This is a genomic window from Bdellovibrio sp. GT3, assembly GCF_037996765.1.
Lineage (GTDB): Bacteria > Bdellovibrionota > Bdellovibrionia > Bdellovibrionales > Bdellovibrionaceae > Bdellovibrio.
In genome coordinates, this window is the sequence record NZ_JBBNAD010000004.1 from 1046569 (window position 1) to 1063666 (window position 17098).

Annotated in this window: 18 protein-coding genes; 7 read left to right on the forward strand and 11 right to left on the reverse strand. The window is 45.3% G+C overall.

Features of this window, described 5'->3' with window-relative positions; translation table 11 throughout:
- Positions 1 to 50 precede the first annotated feature (50 nt).
- The 9 genes from fabG to AAAA73_RS06705 form a co-directional block, all read right to left on the reverse strand.
- Positions 51 to 800, reverse strand: a complete 750-nt coding sequence (fabG, locus tag AAAA73_RS06665) for a 3-oxoacyl-[acyl-carrier-protein] reductase (protein WP_340597414.1) — start codon at positions 798 to 800, stop codon at positions 51 to 53.
- A gap of 128 nt (positions 801 to 928) precedes the next feature.
- Positions 929 to 1903: an ACP S-malonyltransferase gene (fabD, locus tag AAAA73_RS06670; protein WP_340597415.1), complete on the reverse strand. Its 975-nt coding sequence runs from the start codon at positions 1901 to 1903 to the stop codon at positions 929 to 931.
- A gap of 4 nt (positions 1904 to 1907) precedes the next feature.
- Positions 1908 to 2903, reverse strand: coding sequence for a beta-ketoacyl-ACP synthase III (locus tag AAAA73_RS06675; RefSeq protein WP_340597416.1), 996 nt, complete (start codon positions 2901 to 2903; stop codon positions 1908 to 1910).
- A 24-nt stretch (positions 2904 to 2927) separates the two neighbouring features.
- On the reverse strand, positions 2928 to 3113 hold the full coding sequence (gene rpmF, locus AAAA73_RS06680; protein WP_088614632.1) for a 50S ribosomal protein L32: 186 nt from the start codon (positions 3111 to 3113) through the stop codon (positions 2928 to 2930).
- 76 nt (positions 3114 to 3189) lie between these two features.
- Entirely contained in the window at positions 3190 to 3750 is a 561-nt protein-coding gene (locus tag AAAA73_RS06685) for a YceD family protein (RefSeq protein ID WP_340597417.1), read from the reverse strand.
- 80 nt (positions 3751 to 3830) lie between these two features.
- A complete protein-coding gene (locus AAAA73_RS06690) occupies positions 3831 to 4778 on the reverse strand; it encodes an ABC transporter substrate-binding protein (protein ID WP_340597418.1) in 948 nt (315 codons plus the stop codon).
- Entirely contained in the window at positions 4775 to 5527 is a 753-nt protein-coding gene (locus tag AAAA73_RS06695) for an ABC transporter permease (protein WP_340597419.1), read from the reverse strand. The genes AAAA73_RS06690 and AAAA73_RS06695 overlap by 4 nt, the downstream gene beginning before the upstream one ends.
- A complete protein-coding gene (locus AAAA73_RS06700; RefSeq protein ID WP_340597420.1) occupies positions 5524 to 6267 on the reverse strand; it encodes an ABC transporter ATP-binding protein in 744 nt (247 codons plus the stop codon). The genes AAAA73_RS06695 and AAAA73_RS06700 overlap by 4 nt, the downstream gene beginning before the upstream one ends.
- Positions 6268 to 6269: 2 nt before the next feature.
- Positions 6270 to 6887 carry a 2OG-Fe(II) oxygenase family protein gene (locus AAAA73_RS06705; RefSeq protein ID WP_340597421.1) on the reverse strand — a complete coding sequence of 206 codons (618 nt, stop codon included), beginning with the start codon at positions 6885 to 6887 and terminating at the stop codon, positions 6270 to 6272.
- Positions 6888 to 7099: 212 nt separating this feature from the next.
- Here AAAA73_RS06705 and AAAA73_RS06710 point away from each other — a divergent pair, with 212 nt between their 5' ends.
- Positions 7100 to 7420 carry a hypothetical protein gene (locus AAAA73_RS06710; RefSeq protein WP_340597422.1) on the forward strand — a complete coding sequence of 107 codons (321 nt, stop codon included), beginning with the start codon at positions 7100 to 7102 and terminating at the stop codon, positions 7418 to 7420.
- 89 nt (positions 7421 to 7509) lie between these two features.
- Here AAAA73_RS06710 and AAAA73_RS06715 read toward each other — a convergent pair whose 3' ends face one another.
- Positions 7510 to 8055 carry a tyrosine-type recombinase/integrase gene (locus AAAA73_RS06715; protein ID WP_340597423.1) on the reverse strand — a complete coding sequence of 182 codons (546 nt, stop codon included), beginning with the start codon at positions 8053 to 8055 and terminating at the stop codon, positions 7510 to 7512.
- Positions 8056 to 8425: 370 nt separating this feature from the next.
- On the opposite strand from AAAA73_RS06715, the gene AAAA73_RS06720 reads away from it, so the two are divergent.
- From AAAA73_RS06720 to AAAA73_RS06745, 6 genes are all read left to right on the forward strand, one after another.
- The gene (locus AAAA73_RS06720) at positions 8426 to 9058 is read left to right on the forward strand and encodes a hypothetical protein (RefSeq protein ID WP_340597424.1); all 633 of its coding nucleotides are present in this window, start codon (positions 8426 to 8428) and stop codon (positions 9056 to 9058) included.
- The gene (gene argS / locus AAAA73_RS06725; protein ID WP_340597425.1) at positions 9055 to 10800 is read left to right on the forward strand and encodes an arginine--tRNA ligase; all 1746 of its coding nucleotides are present in this window, start codon (positions 9055 to 9057) and stop codon (positions 10798 to 10800) included. The genes AAAA73_RS06720 and argS overlap by 4 nt, the downstream gene beginning before the upstream one ends.
- Positions 10801 to 10911: 111 nt before the next feature.
- On the forward strand, positions 10912 to 12027 hold the full coding sequence (locus tag AAAA73_RS06730; RefSeq protein ID WP_340597426.1) for a Glu/Leu/Phe/Val family dehydrogenase: 1116 nt from the start codon (positions 10912 to 10914) through the stop codon (positions 12025 to 12027).
- 197 nt (positions 12028 to 12224) lie between these two features.
- The gene (locus tag AAAA73_RS06735; RefSeq protein WP_340597427.1) at positions 12225 to 13031 is read left to right on the forward strand and encodes a tetratricopeptide repeat protein; all 807 of its coding nucleotides are present in this window, start codon (positions 12225 to 12227) and stop codon (positions 13029 to 13031) included.
- A gap of 18 nt (positions 13032 to 13049) precedes the next feature.
- Complete coding sequence (locus tag AAAA73_RS06740; protein WP_340597428.1) at positions 13050 to 14207, forward strand: outer membrane protein assembly factor BamB family protein; 1158 nt, start codon at positions 13050 to 13052, stop codon at positions 14205 to 14207.
- A gap of 25 nt (positions 14208 to 14232) precedes the next feature.
- Positions 14233 to 14613, forward strand: coding sequence for a hypothetical protein (locus tag AAAA73_RS06745; RefSeq protein ID WP_340597429.1), 381 nt, complete (start codon positions 14233 to 14235; stop codon positions 14611 to 14613).
- Here the strand turns inward: AAAA73_RS06745 and AAAA73_RS06750 are convergent.
- The gene (locus AAAA73_RS06750; RefSeq protein ID WP_340597430.1) at positions 14591 to 16906 is read right to left on the reverse strand and encodes a Fic family protein; all 2316 of its coding nucleotides are present in this window, start codon (positions 16904 to 16906) and stop codon (positions 14591 to 14593) included. The two genes, AAAA73_RS06745 and AAAA73_RS06750, sit on opposite strands and share 23 nt — an antisense overlap.
- Positions 16907 to 17098: the final 192 nt, after the last annotated feature.

Here is a 17098-nt window from a genome sequence, read left to right on the forward strand (position 1 = left end):
CCTTCGCTTTTTGGCTTCGGCGTGGTCATGGGTGATTTGCCTTGGGCAAATCACTCCATGAACATCCCGCCATTCACGCTTAGTGTTTGGCCGGTGATGTACTTGGATTCATCACTTAGCAGGAATCTGACTGCTTGAGCGACGTCGGTGCCTTCTCCGATTTTGTTCAATGGCACTTTTTCCAAGATTTTATTTTTCACTTCTTCTGGCAAAACATCCGTCATTTCAGTCGCGATGTAACCAGGCGCCACGTTGTTCACGCGCACGTTTCTTGATGCCAATTCTAGTGCAACAGATTTAGCAAATGCAACTGTACCAGCTTTGGAAGCTGCATAGTTGGCTTGTCCGGCGTTGCCAGTTTGGCCAATGACAGAAGTGATGTTAACGATCGAGCCCTTGCGAGCCTTCATCATGGATTTTGTAAATGCTTTTGTTACCAGGAAAGTTCCACGAAGATTTGTGGAAACGACAGAGTCAAAATCCTCTGCTTTCATGCGCAACAACAATTGATCCTTGGTGATTCCGGCATTGTTCACAACGCCGTCAACGTCAGACCATTTTTCAAGGATGTGATCAACAGCCTCATTCACGGACTGTTCGTTTGCCACGTCCATTTTGATATAGAAGTGACCTTCGCCTTTTAGAGTGTGAGCAACTTGTTGTGCAGCTTCTTCACGAGAAGAGTATGTGAAGGCAATTTGCGCGCCTTCATCAGCAAGAAGTTTAACAATAGCGGCGCCGATACCACGGCTGCCACCGGTTACTACGATTTTCTTACCTTGAAGTGAATTTCCGCTCATTACTTTTTCCTTAAGTTCCAACGCCGACGCATCGGCGTGCCAGCTGCACGACAATAAAACTAAAGCAAAAGCTCATTGTTTTTATGCGAGTCCACTCTGGCCGAACTCCAAATAAAGCTCAAGAAATTTCAATGACTCGTAGCTTTCAAAAAATCCTCAATAGTTTTGAGGTCTTCCATGCTAGTTGTGGTCATTACTTTAAAGAAGTCGCCATCAATTTTCTTTAGCAACCCTTGGATAACTTTTCCAGCGCCACATTCGATAACTTGAGAGTGTCCAGAAGCTTTTAAAGTCTCCATGGATTGTGTCCAGCGCACCGGTGCTGAAACTTGACGGATCAAATTTTCGCGAAGGTTTGCGCCCTCAGTTTCAAATTTAGCATTGAAGTTTTGTACGATAGGGAATGCCGCTGTTTTGAATTCCATCGCGGTCAAAACCAAACGCATAGTGTCTTCTGCAGGTTTCATCATTTCACAGTGGAAAGGAGCAGACACTTGTAGGGGAATCAGCTTCGCACGCTTTGGTGCCTCGGCCCAGATAGCTTCTGGTTTAAAATTATCTTTCAACCAGTTGATTGCCTTCATAGAGCCAGAAATTACGATCTGCCCTGGGGAGTTGAAGTTTGCTGCTGACAGCGGACCAAAACCAGAATTTTTCACTGTCCATTGGCAAAGTGTTTCAACTTGATCAGGTTCAAGACCCAAAACAGCCACCATGCCACCTTGACCAACTGGTACTGCAGATTGCATCGCTTGTCCGCGAGTGCGCACCGCTTGCATCGCCTGATCAAAGCGAATCACATCGGCTGCAACCAAAGCTGCATATTCACCAATGGAGTGACCTGCTGCGGAGTGAACCTTTACGCCAAACTCAGAGCGCAAAACTTTTTGAGTCGCGGTCGAGACCAGCAACAAAGCGGGTTGAGTGTTTTCAGTCAAAGCTAGATCTGCTTCAGAACCTTCGAAGCACAGTTTTTTCATGTCTTGTTTCAGAGCTTCAGAGCCCTCTTCGAAAACATGTTGAGCGATTTTGAAGTTATCGGATAAAAAACGGCCCATGCCAGGTTGTTGGCTGCCTTGTCCGGGAAATACCAGAGTGAACATAATTTTAGTACCTCAATAGAACGGATCCAGACGTCAAGCCTGCACCAAATGCAGTAAGCAAGATCGTTTGACCACGTTTGATTTTTCCATTTTGAACGGCCCAGTCAAAGGCCAACGGGATTGAAGCTGAAGATGTATTACCTGTTTCATGAAGGTAAAGAATCACACGCTCCATTGGGAATTTAAATTGATCAGCAACAGCTTCCACGATGCGCTTGTTGGCTTGGTGAGGAACAATCCAGTCTACATCATCAGCAGACATGTTGTTCGCTTCCAACGCTTCTTTGCAGCATAGAGCCATTGTGCGAACTGCGTTCTTGAAGATCTCGCGACCTTTCATGGAAACGTAGTGCAAATTGTTGTCGAGAACGTATTGGGATTGAGGCATCAAACTGCCGCCACCTGGAAGTGTCAGAAGCTCGGCCAAATCACCATCCGCGTGAAGGTGAGAGGAGGCGATAACATTTTTATCACCCTCTTCGGCGCGTTGAAGCACCCAAGCGCCCGCACCATCACCAAACAGGATGCATGTTTCACGGTCTTTGAAATTCACAAAGCGAGAAAGAACCTCGGCCCCAAGAACCAAAACGTTTTTGTACATGCCTGTACGGATAAATTGATCAGCAATAGAAACAGAATAAAGGAAACCCGAGCAGGCCGCATTCAAATCAAAAGCCACGATATTGCGGCAACCCAGTTTACTTTGTACGTAACAGGCTGTGGAAGGCATCTGACGATCACCAGTAACAGTGCCGACGATGATCATATCAATATCTTGTGCTGTGAGATTCGCGTCTGCGATAGCTTTTTGAGCGGCACGAAGGCAAAGATCAGATGTGCCTTCACCTTCGGCTGCGATATGGCGGCGTTCGATCCCAGTGCGTTCTACGATCCATTGATTGGACGTCTCCACCATCTTCTCCAAATCGAAATTTGAAAGAATCTTTTCAGGTAGATAAGAGCCTATCCCTGCTACACGAGATCGATACATTCCTGCCATGGATGTCAACCTAACTCTAAGTTATTACTTAGCTGCGCTGATTTGTTTGCCTTTGTAGTACAAAGCGCCGTCAGCACCTTTAGTTGCGCGGTGTGGACGAACTAGTTCGCCAGTTTTTTTGTTCAAAGCTACTGCTGGAGCAGACAAACCGTCATGAGAACGGCGCATATCGCGTTTAGAACGGGATGTTTTTTTCTTAGGAGTTGGCATTTCAGACCTCTTTTAAATCTAACAATATGAATCAGAAGTACGGTAATTTATATAATGTACACTAAAAATCAAGTCTTTAATTAAGCTTTAAGTTCTTTAAAGCTGCAAAAGGACTTTCTGGCTTCTCGGCCGGCATTTCCTCGTTATAGATAAAACCCTGTTCTGGCTCAGGATTTGTGTAAATTGAGCAGTTCGGGTTATCTTGTTTAGGACATACGGGATTATACGGGGTCGCTAGCGCAATAACCTCGTGTAAATATTCCGCCATATCGAAATTTTGCCCTTCATATTCGCAGAAATCAGTCTCATCACCGGAAAGATCGCTGATGTGATTTACTTTCGAATATTTGGAATTGCGCGGCTGATCTTGCTTAGGGATCAGGATTTCACGGTATTTTTCGGTAATTGGGAACTGAATATCAGTGCCGCAGCGAGAACATTGATCTGGGATCTTCGTGCTGATTACTCCAGACATTTCAAAGTCTTTGGAGTTTAAAGGGCGAATCGTAAACTCAGCTGAATAGGTGTTTTTGCCAATTAAATCGGCTAATACAGCGTTGGCCTCGCCAGATTGTGTATCCCACAAATAGGTGCGGCCTTCTTCAGGAATTTCAGCAAGATTGATGGTTAATTTCATATAATAAACTCCGACAAGCGCTCCTTTCTAAAAGGTATGAAGCGCTTCGTCAAGTTGAGAATGGCTACCTTGGAGACCTTTTAGGGTCTGAACAGATCCTGAGCGTTCGGGGACGACTTGATCTGTTTTAGCTCTTTTAGTTGTTTTATCAGGGTTTCCCAGCGTTCAATACTCATTTTCCCCAATTCCTGGCCTTTGGCTTCGATCAGGGGCTTTTGAATCTGAGCTCCCTCATTAAAAGTCGCCAGATCCAGAGATTTGTTCAATTTTGCCATGTGCTCATTGGTCTTCGTGGGATCCTTAAGATATCCCTGCCAGCCTTGGCGTGTGGCTTCGACCACGTTTTTTACCAGCTCCGGGTTTTTCTTTAATGTCTCTTCGCGGGCGGCAAGTACAACCACATAGGGGTTGAAGCCTTCATCCGAAATCAAGAAGCTCTGAACCTTGGCGCCGCCTTTTTGTGCTGCCAACGGCTCAATAGTGATGAAACCTTGTTGTGAGAACTTCTTGTCATTCAGGAAATTTGAAACACCACCAAGATAGGGCACCACCTGCACTTTGGGTTTCCCAAATTTCTGCAGCAAATACTGATGATAGGGAAGTCCGGCCTGAACTGAAAGAGTGCCTTCACTCAGATAAACATCCCGCAAGTTTTTAAAGCCGCGCTCCGCATGGGTCATGATGATGTAGGGAGCTGTCTGGTAGACCGCGAACAAAGCGATGACTTTGTTTTTTGGATTACGGTCCTGGGAAATCACAACTTCATCAGCACTGACGATCGCGAAATCCACTTTGCCATTCGCCAGCATTTGCACTGTGGGAGTGCCAGAACCGCCCTCTTGAACTTTCGCATCGATGCCATGTTTTGCATAAATGCCGCCAATGGAAGCTTCATAAAAGCCACCGAACTCGGGCTCGGCCTTCCAGTTTAAAGCAATGGTCACAGGAGTGGGTTTGGTGTTTTTTGCTTCTACCGCAACAGCAACAGAACTTCCAAGTGTCAAAGCCAGGATCAAAAGTGATTTCATAAGTCTCCCGTAAAATAAGGACGGCGTTTTTGAATCAGGCGATGAGCCAATGTCAGGGCTCCGATTATCAAAAGACCCATCACAGAAAGTAAAATCAAGGCACCAAACACGATATCAACCCGCTGTTGTGTGCGGGCAGAGTCAATCATGGAGCCCAATCCGCCACCAGCCACAAACTCCCCGGCAATGGCGCCAATGATCGACAAACCGGCTGATATTTTCAGGCCGGAATAGATATAGGAATACGCAGCGGGGAGTTTCAGTTTCCACAAAATCTGCCAGGCATTCGCGTGATAAATCTTAAACAGGTCCAGTTGATTTGCCTGAACGCTTTCAAGACCCATCAAGGTGTTTGCGATGATCGGAAAAATCGAAACAATGAAACTTGAAGCAATCACTGTGGGCGCACCAAAGCCGAAATAGATCACCAGTAATGGAGCCACTGCAATGATAGGGACTGTTTGAAAAAACACCGCAAATGGCAAAACAGCGCGCTTTAAAAGGTCGGATAAAGAAAAGACCACAGCCAGGATCGTTCCAAACAAAATACTTAAGAACCAACCCATAAGGGTGTTCCAAAGAGTTTGCGAAAACGATGTAACATAATCAGATTTCAACTCAATCAAAGTTTTTACGACAGTTTCCGGTGCTGGAACCAAGGATTCTGCAATAATATTTTGCTTCACCAAAATCTGTAAAACACTGGTAACTAAAAGAAAAAATCCAAGGGCTGGGATGAAGCGCTTCATCGTTTTAACCCTTCTGAAAGTTCTTTGATGATGCGGTTGAATTCCGGTGATGTTCTAAGTTCTTCCTGGCGTTCTTTGGGTAAGGTCAGATTTTGATCCAAAACAATGCCTCCGCCGGATTTAGCCATCAAAACCACACGTTCAGAAATAAAGACCGCTTCTGATAATGAGTGAGTCACAAATAAAACAGTCAGACCTTCACTTTGCCACAGATCACGCATTTGTAATTGCATTTGATAGCGCGTGAATTCATCCAAGGCAGCGAATGGTTCATCCATTAGCAGCAGTTTTGGCTTTGTTACCAGGGCACGGGCAATGGAGACACGCATCTTCATGCCGCCTGAAAGTTGGTGGGGAAACAGGTCCGCGCTGTCTTGCAGGTTTACTTTATTAAGAGCGTCCAAAGCTCTGGATTTGATTTCATTTTTGGAAGTTCCTTTAAGTTCTGGACTGATTTCAAAGGGCAACAGCACATTTTCCAAAACTGTTTTCCAAGGCAGTAAATTTGCATCTTGAAATACAAAGCCGAAATGATTCTTCTGGGAGTTTTTAAGTTCTCCCGCTGTGGCGCTTTCCAATCCGGCGATCAATCTTAAAACCGTGGATTTTCCACAGCCCGAGGGCCCGACTAAAGATGTAAATGAACCTTCAGGAATCTGCAGGGAAAAATCCTTTAGAACTGTTTTTGTTCCAAAGTCTTTCTTAAGATTTTTAATCTGAATACCTGAAAGGTCCGACATTTTTAAACCCAGTCGTAGTTAAAGCTGATGCTGATACGCTCTTTATCAGAACTGTTTGCTGGGACTTCGTGACGCAGCCAGCTTTCAAACAACACAACATGGCCTTCTTGCGGTTCAATGGAGTGGTAGCGCTGATTGTGCACCTTTGCATTGTGTTTGCGTGGTGGCGAAGCCATGAATGAATCCATGCGCGGATCTTCAAATTTGATGGCCGAGCAATTCTTGGGTGTTTGCAAATAGTAAGTCCCGCTAATAACTGAAAGCGGGTGCAGATGCATGGTGTGAATCACATCGGATGGCATGATGTTCACCCAACAAGAGCTCATGCGAAGTTCTTTGGGATTGATGTCCATTTCCAGGTGCTTTACGAATTTGCGCACGTGTTTATCGATCTGTTTTTCCAAATCGTTAAAGGTGCTGGAAAACTGATGAAGTTGGGCCATGGAGCCATAGGAAGTAAAACCACCCTTATAGTTCTTCTTGGACCAAGCCTGCCCCTCCTCATCGATTTCGGCAATTTTAAGTGATTCCATTTTCAGATCCTTGTTTAGAACCTTGGTTTTTGCCGCCTCCTGAAGAGGGCTATAATAAACGAATGTTGGAAAGAGGGTTTTGATCATCAATTACCTGTCCGAACTGTGCTCTTTTGAGACGAAATTCCTGTCTAATATTGAGACTTTAGGCTGAAATAACCTTCAACGCAAGTGGCGATGTTCATTTCCTTTACAGGAGCGGAGCGTGGAAAGTCACAGCCCTGTGCCAGCTCAAATATATGCATGCCAGCCTTGGCACCACCGATGCAATAGGTAGTGGTATAACCAAGGAGTGAATTATGAAGAAGCAAGTTTTGATCGCAATGATGACTTTGATCCCAATGACCTCTTTCGCTAAAGTTGCTGATTTCGGCTCCATGATTTCTGAAAACGCAGCAGCTCAAAAAGAACTTCACCACGCAGTTCGTGAAAACCTGCACGACTCTCGCGAAGTTGCTAAAAAAGAGAAGATCGTTATCGTTGAAGCATCTGGTTCTTCTTATAGTTCACCAACTAACAAAGACTTCTTGCGCTTTGCTAAAGAAAAAACAGCAGCTCAGCCTGATAAAGATATGCAATTTGACCGTCTTGCGAACGAAATTCGCAACATGGATCAATAACATTTAAATAATTCCCCAACCCCCAAATGTGCACTCCTTAAAGACGCTGGTTTCCCCCGACCGGCGTCTTTTTTTTGTTTTTGGGGTATCTATAGAATGAGCTTGCGCAGCTCAGTTTGAGAGTAAACGTAGTCGGCATAAACCATCGTATTGGCGATATTTCTGTGCCCCAAAGCGACCTGCACTAGGCGCAAATCCTTGGTTTTTCGGTAGAGTTCAATCGCAAAAGTATGCCTTAAAGAATGGAATTTCTTAGGGACGGGGCGATACATCTCCCAGATTTGATAAAGTCGGGGATAGCTGATCGGAAAAACCAGGTTGCCTGTTTGTTCTTTGGCCTGCTGTTCTGCAAAGCGATGAAGTCGGGCAAAGATATCTGAGTGAATAGGAATTTCCCGGTCATTTGAGTTCTTTAAACCCCGGATAAAGATGCTTTCATCGTAGGGATTAAGATCCGACCTTTGAATGTTAAGGACCTCTTGGGCTCGGGCTCCAGTCTTTAAAGCCACCCAAAACATCAAACAATTGCGCGGATCTTTGAGTTCAAAATCTGTGAGGATTTTTCGCAAACGGTCAACCTCGGGTTCGAGGAGATATTTGTTCTTATTAAGCTGATACCGGGATGCCGTGGACATGATTCATCATTGAAACTTAAAAGAGGTCTGGCAATCAGTATCTCATAACGCATTGCATCCAAAGTGGTGATAGGTAAATAATTTTTGTTTATATTACCTAGACTAGACGCGTTAGCATTAAAACCCCAAAAGAACCTTCAAATTAAACCCTGTATTTACATATACATAGCACTATAGCTTATGGCTATAAGCTATAGTTAAATTTGAAAAAGGGGTCTATAGGGGTACCCAGGACGGATTCTTTTGTGGTTTCAAAGACTTAGCTTGACTCCCTGTCGGGACCTTTTAAAGTATACATGTATTTCACAACGCTTTTCAATGCGCATAACAACACTAATATTGTGAAGTACAACAGTCTGGGAGGCTTTGAATGGATATGGAGACCCAGGGTCTAGGTGTGGACCCCCATGAAAAGGACGTTTCAAACGAGGGGTATATTGAGGGTTCTTTAAGCCCTTCATCTGAAATGGAGGCAGGGGAGGGCTCAGCTGACTCTCCCCGCTCAAAGACCTCTTTAAGGATGCATTATGAGGCTCAGATCTCGGTTCTTCGTCGTCAGATGGGGGATTTGGAATCGATTCGATTGGGTCTTGGGCTTTCACAACGCAAAATGAGTCAGCTTTTGATGGTCGATCCAAGCAGTTGGACTCGATGGACAAAGCAAGGCGATGAAGCTCCTCCGCATATTTGGAGAGCCCTTCAGTGGTATTCAATTTTGAACGAGAAAATTCCCGGTTTAACTCCGCAATATTTCATGAATCAAAGCCCGCAGGTCTTGCATCAGAAGGCTTTGCAGGAATTGGAATCAGAAAAAGCCGAAAGACAGGCAGAAATGTCGGTTTTATCGCGCAAATTGGATGGTTTTTCGGCTGAAAAGCACGCTTTGAACGCAGAAGTCGCAAAGCTTAAAAAAGACCTTAAATTTCACCGAAAAATCAGTATATTCATTCTTTCTATGTCGCTCGTTTGGGCTGCCGTCTTCTTAGTTTGGAAATTTATATGATTAAACACGATTCAATCCGCCTTTTAGCCACTGAAAAAATCGCAGCCGCGATTCAAAAGATGGGTCACGACCTTTCTGCAGATGAGATCTATAAAGCCCTGGTTGAGCCACCAAATTCCGAATTGGGTGATTTGGCATACGGTTGTTTCATTTTGGCGAAATCTTTGAAAAAAGGACCTCCGCAAATTTCTGGGGAATTGGCTGCGAATATGGAACTTGATTCCAACCTGATCAAAGCTCAGGCGGCTGGACCCTATTTGAATCTGACTTTTGCTCCGCAAGCTTTCGGTGAAAAAGTTTTGAATCCTATTTTGACAGGCGAGCATTTCAAAAAAGCCCTGGTCGAAAAAGCACCGAAAACAATGATCGAATACTCTCAGCCAAATACGCATAAAGAACTTCACGTGGGTCACATGCGTAACTTGTGCTTGGGTGACTCTATCGTTCGTATGTTGAGATATGCCGGTCGCGAGATCGTATCTGCCACTTTCCCAGGCGACATGGGAACTCACGTGGCGAAATGTCTTTGGTACATGAAAAAGCACAACCAAGAACCTGTTCCTGCAACTGGAAAAGGTGAATGGCTGGGCAGCATGTATTCAAAAGCCAATCTGCTTTTGGAAGATCAAAACGGCACGCCTCAAGAAGATTTGAATCGTCAGGAGCTAACAGCGATCCTTAAGCAATTGGAAGCTGAAAGCGGTCCTTATTATGATCTTTGGAAAGAAACTCGCGAGTGGTCTATCGAGTTGATGAAGTCTGTCTATAAGTGGGCAGATGTGACTTTCGACGAGTGGTATTTTGAATCCGAAATGGATGCTCCGTCGGCTGCATGGGTTAAAGAGCTTTATGCTGAAGGCAAACTTGAAAAATCCGAAGGCGCGATCGGTATGAATCTGGAAGCCGAGAAATTGGGCTTCTGCATGCTTTTGAAATCCGATGGCACAGGACTTTACGCCACTAAAGATCTATTGTTGGCTCGCCATAAATTCCAGGACGTGCATATCGAAAAATCGGTATACATCGTTGATATGCGCCAGGCTTTGCATTTCAAACAAGTCTTCCGTGTTCTTGAAGTCCTGGGTTTTGAACAAGCTAAGAATTGCTTCCATCTTCAATACAACTATGTGGAACTTCCAGATGGTGCGATGAGCTCGCGCAAGGGCAACATCGTGCCGTTGAATGATCTGGTTCGCAACATGGAAGAGCACGTTAAAACTCAATACTTGGCTCGTTATAAAGATGAGTGGTCTCAGGAGGATGTGAACTTGATCGCTGCGCAAGTGGCGAAAGGTGCGATCTTCTATGGAATGCTTCGTATGGATACGAACAAGAAGATCGTCTTTGATATGAACGAGTGGCTGAAGCTTGATGGTGAGTCTGGTCCTTTTATTCAGTACTCTCATGCACGTATTCAAAGCTTATTGCGCAAATTCCCGCGTACGCAAAAATCTGTGAACTGGGCGTTGCTGACTCATCCAGCAGAAAAACAAATGATGCAGGCTTTGTCTGGATTTAATACTGCTGTGGCGCAAGCTGCTGAGAACTACAAACCAGCCGCGATCTGCACTTATTTGTATGAGACAGCGAAAAAATTTAATGTCTTCTATCATGAGTGCCCGATTGGAACAGAAAAAGAAGAATCTGTTCGTGAAGCTCGTCTGGCATTGAGCTCCGCTGTGGGTGCGACTTTGAAGCAAGGTATGGCAGTTCTTGGAATGCCGGCGCCGGAGAAAATGTAAGTATATTGAGAGCATTTAGCTCAGCGCATCTAGCACTGAGCATAAGTGCTAGTCTTTTTACTCAAATGGAACAATGATCCCATGGCAATTCTAATTTAAGGAGAATTTTCCATGGGAACGTTTGAGGTAATCTCTAAACATGGTGATCACGAGCAAGTTGTATTCTGTAACGATCCTGCTGTTGGTCTAAAAGCAATCATCGCAATTCATAACACAGCATTGGGTCCTGCTTTGGGCGGTACTCGTATGTGGAACTATAAAAACGAAGATGAAGCGTTGGTTGACGTTCTACGTCTTTCCAAAGGTATGACTTATAAGGCTGCAGCATCCGGTTTGAACTTGGGTGGCGGTAAAGCTGTTATCATTGGTGATGCTAAAACTCAAAAATCTGAAGGTCTTTTCCGTGCTTTCGGTCAATTCGTGAACTCTTTGAATGGTAAATACATCACGGCTGAAGACGTGGGTACTTCTGTTCAAGACATGGAACACATCTACATGGAGACTCCATGGGTGACTGGTATTCCTAAGGACTTCGGTGGTTCTGGCGATCCATCTCCATACACTGCACACGGTGTTTTGATGGGTATCAAAGCTTCTGCAAAAGAAAAATTCGGTACAGATTCTTTGAAGGGTATGCGCATTGCGGTTCAAGGTCTTGGAAACGTAGGCTCCAACCTTGTGAAGTACCTAAAAGAAGAAGGCGCTGAAACTATCGTTGCGGACATCGATATGGCACGCACGAAAAAAATCGCTGAAACTTATGGATCCAAAGCCGTTAGCTCTGACGAAATTCTTTTCGCAGAATGCGACATCTTGGCTCCATGTGCATTGGGTGCGATCGTTAACGATCAATCCATCACGAAGTTTAAAACTAAAGTTATCGCTGGTGGCGCTAATAACGTGTTGGCAGAAGCTCGTCACGGTGACCAATTGAAAGAATTGGGCATCTTGTATGCTCCAGATTACGTTATTAATGCTGGTGGCTTGATGAACGTATTTGTTGAGCTTGAGGGTTACTCCCCAGAGCGTGCGTTTGAAAAAACAAAACGCGTGTACGATAACATCCTTAAAGTTTACGAAATCGCAAAACGTGACAATATCGGTACGCACACTGCTGCAGACCGTATGGCTGAAGAGCGTATCAAAACAATTGGTCGCTTGAAACAACGTCACCCAGGTAAATCTTCTCGTTCATTCACAACTTTGAAAGAAGTTTACAATAGATAGTCGGCTGGGCCGGCAGTGCCGAAGCACCGGTCGGTGCGTAGGCTGAAGCAACTTAATTAAAGGCTCGTTACCATACGGTAACGGGCCTTTTTATTTGTTATCGACGCAGCGAACTACGGGGCGCTCGGGGTTGACTCCGCAGGGGTCCAGTTTAACAATTATTGCGTCTAAGTATTTATTAACAGCGAGGAATTATCTTGAGCACTAAGTTTACTAAAGAAGAGTTGAAAAGCCCTGACCAAGTTACAAAAACGTTGAGAGAAGGTTTTGTGTGGACCACAACTCACTCCAAAATCGTTATCACGGCGGTTTTTGCTTTCATCGTTATCGGTGGTGGTATGGCTTTGATGAACTACCTTTCTCATAAAAAGGACGCTGAGACTCAAGGTAAATACTTTGCTTTGGAAAAGGCTTACACCGAGAAAAAGCGTGGCTTTGACGAGGCTTTGCGCGCAGAAGTGACTGCGGCAGCGGCTAAAGACAAAAAGAATGCTCCCGTCGTGGATCCAAGCAAAAAGCCAACTGGCGACATTCAAAAAGATTACGGCACAGTGATCACTGGCTTTGAAGCTCTTTTGAATGAGTCTCCAAAAACAACTGCTGGTCAAATGGCGGCTTTGAATTTGAGCGACATCTATGTGTCTTATAAAATGTACGACGAAGCGATGGCTTCCTTGAACAAAGTGGAAGCGGGTTTGAACAAATCGGACCTGACTTCTGGTCTGGTATGGATGCAGATGGGCAATATCCTGGCGGATAAAGGTGACTGCAAAGGTGCAGTTTCCAAATGGGATGCAATCGTGGCTTCCAAATCTTTCTCATACGCTCATAACGAAGCAAAATTGCGCCAGGGTCTTTGTTATGAATCCATGAATGATACTGCGAAAGCTGAGCAATTGTACACTGAAGTTGCAAAAAACACGGATGCACAAAATGCAGATGCAGCGGCTACACGTGAAGCTGCCAAATACCTTCGTCTATTGAAGGCAAAACAGAATCTTTAGGATTCACAGGATCGAAACATGAAGTTTTTGTATCTGGGGGCTTTGGCTCTTTTTATGATGGGTTGTACGACACTGGATCAGTCAGTTGAGAAGACTGTTGATCAATGGCGCGCCCTTAACAGCAGCAAAAGAACCTTCGAGGTCAAAACCGCATGGGTTCGCCAAACTACTTATAAAGACAACCTGGGGTTCAGAAAAATCAACCGCATGACACCGATCATGGCGGGCGATCTGATTATCCAGGGGAACGGTATGGACTCCCTTTCAGCTTATGGTCGTGGTGACGGTCAGTTGAAATGGAAGCTGCCGATCAAAAATGGCGTTGAGCCCAGCGCCACTTTGATTCGTGATCGTCTGTTTGTGGGTGCCAGCGATGGTAACTTTTATTCCGTAGAGGCCTCTACCGGCCGCGTTCAATGGACTTTCCCAACGAAATCAGAAAACCTTTCAGAGCCATTGCTTGATGAAGGCACTGTGTATTTCCTGGCTGGTAACAATGTGCTTTACGCATTGGATGCCGCTACAGGGAAGCAGGTCTGGTTGTACTCCCGTCAGGACACTTCGGTGTTCTCGATTCGTGGAGGCAGTAAGCCGGCAATTCGCAATGGAACTTTGTACATTGGATTCTCGGACGGATCCCTGGTGGCGTTTAACGCAAAAACAGGAGCTGTTTCCTGGGAACTTCAATTGAATCGCAACAAACGCTTCCGTGATATCGATGCCAGCCCAATTTTGGATGGCGAGCAGATTTATATCGCTGGTTACGATGACAAACTTTACGCTGTTTCAGCGGCCAAAGGTGAGGTTCTGTGGAGAGTGGATCAGGGTGGGTATAGCTCTGTGACAGTTGCTGCAGATCGCATTTATTATCCAACCACCACGGGCGAAGTACTGGCTCTAAACAAAGCAACAGGTCAAACGATCTGGAGCTTTAAGGTTAAGGACGGAATCGCAACGCAAGTGAAACTATTCAAAGGCATTTTGACCTTTGGTGAGTCGCAAGGACATTTGCAATTCCTGGATGCAGGAACTGGACAACCATTGGGTTCCATGGAGCCTGGTCGCGGAATTCTGGCGGCACCTCAGGTGGATGAAAAATCAAACCGTGTGTATTTTATCTCTGGAGAAGCCAATCTTTACGCGATTGATGCACAATGGGTTCGCAGTAACTACTAGCTGATTAAAAGTCGGGGAGCATGAGATGAAAAAATTAATTACGGCACTTATTCCAGTACTAATTTTGGCTGCTTGTTCTCACGGTGATTGCCGTGGGGAGAAAAAGAAAACATCTCAAGCTGAGGCAACAGGAGCTGCAGTGGCATCCAGTAATACAACAGACCGTGTGAAAGTCTTTAAACCAGATGGTTCTTTGCAATGCGGTCAGGGGCAAAAAATCGCGATCGCTGAAATGCAAAAAGACCTGGGAACTATCCAGGTCTATTCAAGTAAAAATCAAAATGATGGGATGATGCGAATTCAGGTTTGCGGCAGCCCTACCGGCAACTGCAATGTCTACGAAATCGATCGTAAGGACCTTGCAGCTGCACAGAAAGCAGGTTTTAAGGAGTGGCTGGCTGAATAGTCAGGCGCTCTTTGATTCGCTCTTTTGGAAGCGGACCTTCTCCAGGTACGTAGCGACCTTCAATAACCATCACTTCAAATGGCTTGTCGGTATTTCTTAGAAGTGTCTCAGTCACATTACCTTTGGCGTCCAGGCGTTGGATCAACATGACAGCATCTGGATCGGTACCACCGATGCCCATAACTTCGGCCTGACGTCCGTACGTGTATGAGAATTTCGGATCGAAAGCTTTCAATCTGCCTAAATCCACATCTTTGATGGCGCGGTAAGAGGCCACATTGATACGGGATTTTAGCATCGCCTGAAGTTTTGGATCCGTGTGTTCGCCGTACTTGCCAACAACCATGGCACCCATGGCGAAGGCTTTACCGACCACTTCACGTTTGGATGTGGAGTAGCCGTAAGAGACTCCATATTTAGGACCGCTTCTGTGGTGATCAATCGCCATTTCAACCATATCACCAGTGATGGTCTCTTTGTTGAACAGTACAAAGTCATCTTTAATAGCTTCAACCAAAGGCTTTCCTGCGTGGATAGCTCTAAGAACACTGTTTGAAACCAGGTGCGATGTTGGAGTTCTGAAGTATTCCAACAGGTCTTGACGAGTCAGCTCTCGACTTCTGTTAGAAAGGCCGCGCCAAACCAACATTTCTTTGTCGTACCAGCGATCGATTTTAGCATCCCACAAGTACTTCGAGTTCGATTTGTTTTTACCAAAGGCTGCAACAAAATCAGGGTCAACCAGGCGTAAACCAATCTCGCGTTCACCATCTTTATCATGGATGTATCGGATGGTTTTTGATCTATAGTATTCCACAAACATATCTGCGATACGGGACATTGTGCGCAGGCGATCATTCAGGATTTCCTGTTTCAATTCCGGATGCGCTTGATACAAAGTTTTCAGGAAAGCATTGAACTGCTCAGCATCAACCTTGGTTTGGGCGTAGTTTTTTACTTCTTTGGTCTTGCCCTGTTGTTTCAGGGAAATATTGACCATCTCTGGCAAGCCCGGATACAGAAGCTCCGGAGAATGCTCGATCGTCATTCCATTTTCCAGGCGGTACATGATGTCCGCCTGTAGTTTTGCGTTGTTTACGACACCTTTATGAACGTATTCACGCCATTCTTTTTGTGATACCTGTACATCCAGGAATGGATCCACCAGACGAACTGGAGGCAAGCCCTCTTTAGTCAGAAGGTAATTCATGAATAAGCGGGTTGTACGACCGTTACCGTTCAGAACAGGATGGATCGCAACCAGGTCACGTTGGAAATCCGCTACGATATCAATGTATTGTTGCTCGTTAACTCCGATTTTGATGGTACCCAATGCTGCGCGCTCGGAATTGAATTTCGCAAAACGATTTTCCACCAGGGCTTTTGTGAAGGCTTGCTCTAACTCTGGAGTGCCTTGGCCGCCGTAAGATGTGCCTTTTTCTTTGCGATATTCCAGGATTTTTGCATATACCTCAGGATGTGTATCTTTGATTAGATCCACCGTCTCCTGTTTCGGCGTTGTTACAAAAGGGTAGTGAATACGACCGCTGATCAGCGTGATTGTACCACCGCCAATAGCCATGTCCTTTTGTGAGCCCCAGACTCTGATTTTCTCCCAAAGTCCGATGTTCAAGTCCTTGTTCATTGTGCCGCTTTGTTGCCAGCCAAGATAAGGATTGGATTCAACAACCGTCACTTCTTTAGGGACCATCATGAAGTCACCGGCAACGTTACCCATCCAGTGACCATTGCGCCAAACACCCAGTTGGGCAGGAGCAATACCTTCAACACCATTTTCCATGATGCGCTTGTGGATTTCAGGCAAAAGGTCGGCTGTGATTTCTGGTTTTTCTTTTCTTAAATAGTTATCGCGAGCGTTTAAGAAGCCTTTGTATGGAGCGGCCTCTGTGGATTCACCAAAACGATCGTAAATCTTGGAAAAATCCAAAACCTTATTGGTACCATCCAGGAAGTTCGGCAAAATCTCTTTGGCTGTATGCGTGTAATCAAAGAACTCGACAGCAGCTAATAGATGCTCTACCTGAGCTCTGCGTTCTGCAGGAATCTTTTTAAGTGTGGCCCAAAGTTTGGCCTTGGTTCCGGCAAACTCCAAAAGCTCGCGAGGAGTTTCAACTTGTTTGGTATCAGAGCGCAGACCGAATTCAGTGCCGCGGGCTTTGACCAAATGATCCGTAAAGACCTGTTCACACATGAGTGCGGCTTGGGCCGGGCTCATGAAGCTGATAGCAAGTACCAGTGACAGGACAAATTTAAACAGATTATGCATAGGCATACATAGACTCCTCGTTGTCTTATGGAATCTAAAAGCAAGCCCTGTGCTAGGCATTAAGCACTATAAAAGACCTGAACGGGGAGTGTGAGTCGTCTCCCCGTCTCATTATGAGAAAGAGGCAATTTACGTCTGCAGATGTGCAGTTTATATACAAGCGACAAGCCCCCAGCTTTTCTCAAATGTTCGCCTGTA

Excerpts from the sequence above, each read along its gene's own strand:
- AAAA73_RS06700 (WP_340597420.1), bottom strand. The coding sequence starts at position 6,267 with ATGTCGGACCTTTCAGGTATTCAGATTAAAAATCTTAAGAAAGACTTT.
- AAAA73_RS06690 (WP_340597418.1), bottom strand. The coding sequence starts at position 4,778 with ATGAAATCACTTTTGATCCTGGCTTTGACACTTGGAAGTTCTGTTGCT.
- AAAA73_RS06685 (WP_340597417.1), bottom strand. The coding sequence starts at position 3,750 with ATGAAATTAACCATCAATCTTGCTGAAATTCCTGAAGAAGGCCGCACC.
- AAAA73_RS06705 (WP_340597421.1), bottom strand. The coding sequence starts at position 6,887 with ATGATCAAAACCCTCTTTCCAACATTCGTTTATTATAGCCCTCTTCAG.
- AAAA73_RS06745 (WP_340597429.1), top strand. The coding sequence starts at position 14,233 with ATGAAAAAATTAATTACGGCACTTATTCCAGTACTAATTTTGGCTGCT.
- fabD (WP_340597415.1), bottom strand. The coding sequence starts at position 1,903 with ATGTTCACTCTGGTATTTCCCGGACAAGGCAGCCAACAACCTGGCATG.
- AAAA73_RS06675 (WP_340597416.1), bottom strand. The coding sequence starts at position 2,903 with ATGGCAGGAATGTATCGATCTCGTGTAGCAGGGATAGGCTCTTATCTA.
- AAAA73_RS06750 (WP_340597430.1), bottom strand. The coding sequence starts at position 16,906 with ATGCCTATGCATAATCTGTTTAAATTTGTCCTGTCACTGGTACTTGCT.
- AAAA73_RS06740 (WP_340597428.1), top strand. The coding sequence starts at position 13,050 with ATGAAGTTTTTGTATCTGGGGGCTTTGGCTCTTTTTATGATGGGTTGT.
- AAAA73_RS06695 (WP_340597419.1), bottom strand. The coding sequence starts at position 5,527 with ATGAAGCGCTTCATCCCAGCCCTTGGATTTTTTCTTTTAGTTACCAGT.
- AAAA73_RS06720 (WP_340597424.1), top strand. The coding sequence starts at position 8,426 with ATGGATATGGAGACCCAGGGTCTAGGTGTGGACCCCCATGAAAAGGAC.
- AAAA73_RS06715 (WP_340597423.1), bottom strand. The coding sequence starts at position 8,055 with ATGTCCACGGCATCCCGGTATCAGCTTAATAAGAACAAATATCTCCTC.
- argS (WP_340597425.1), top strand. The coding sequence starts at position 9,055 with ATGATTAAACACGATTCAATCCGCCTTTTAGCCACTGAAAAAATCGCA.
- AAAA73_RS06730 (WP_340597426.1), top strand. The coding sequence starts at position 10,912 with ATGGGAACGTTTGAGGTAATCTCTAAACATGGTGATCACGAGCAAGTT.
- rpmF (WP_088614632.1), bottom strand. The coding sequence starts at position 3,113 with ATGCCAACTCCTAAGAAAAAAACATCCCGTTCTAAACGCGATATGCGC.
- fabG (WP_340597414.1), bottom strand. The coding sequence starts at position 800 with ATGAGCGGAAATTCACTTCAAGGTAAGAAAATCGTAGTAACCGGTGGC.
- AAAA73_RS06710 (WP_340597422.1), top strand. The coding sequence starts at position 7,100 with ATGAAGAAGCAAGTTTTGATCGCAATGATGACTTTGATCCCAATGACC.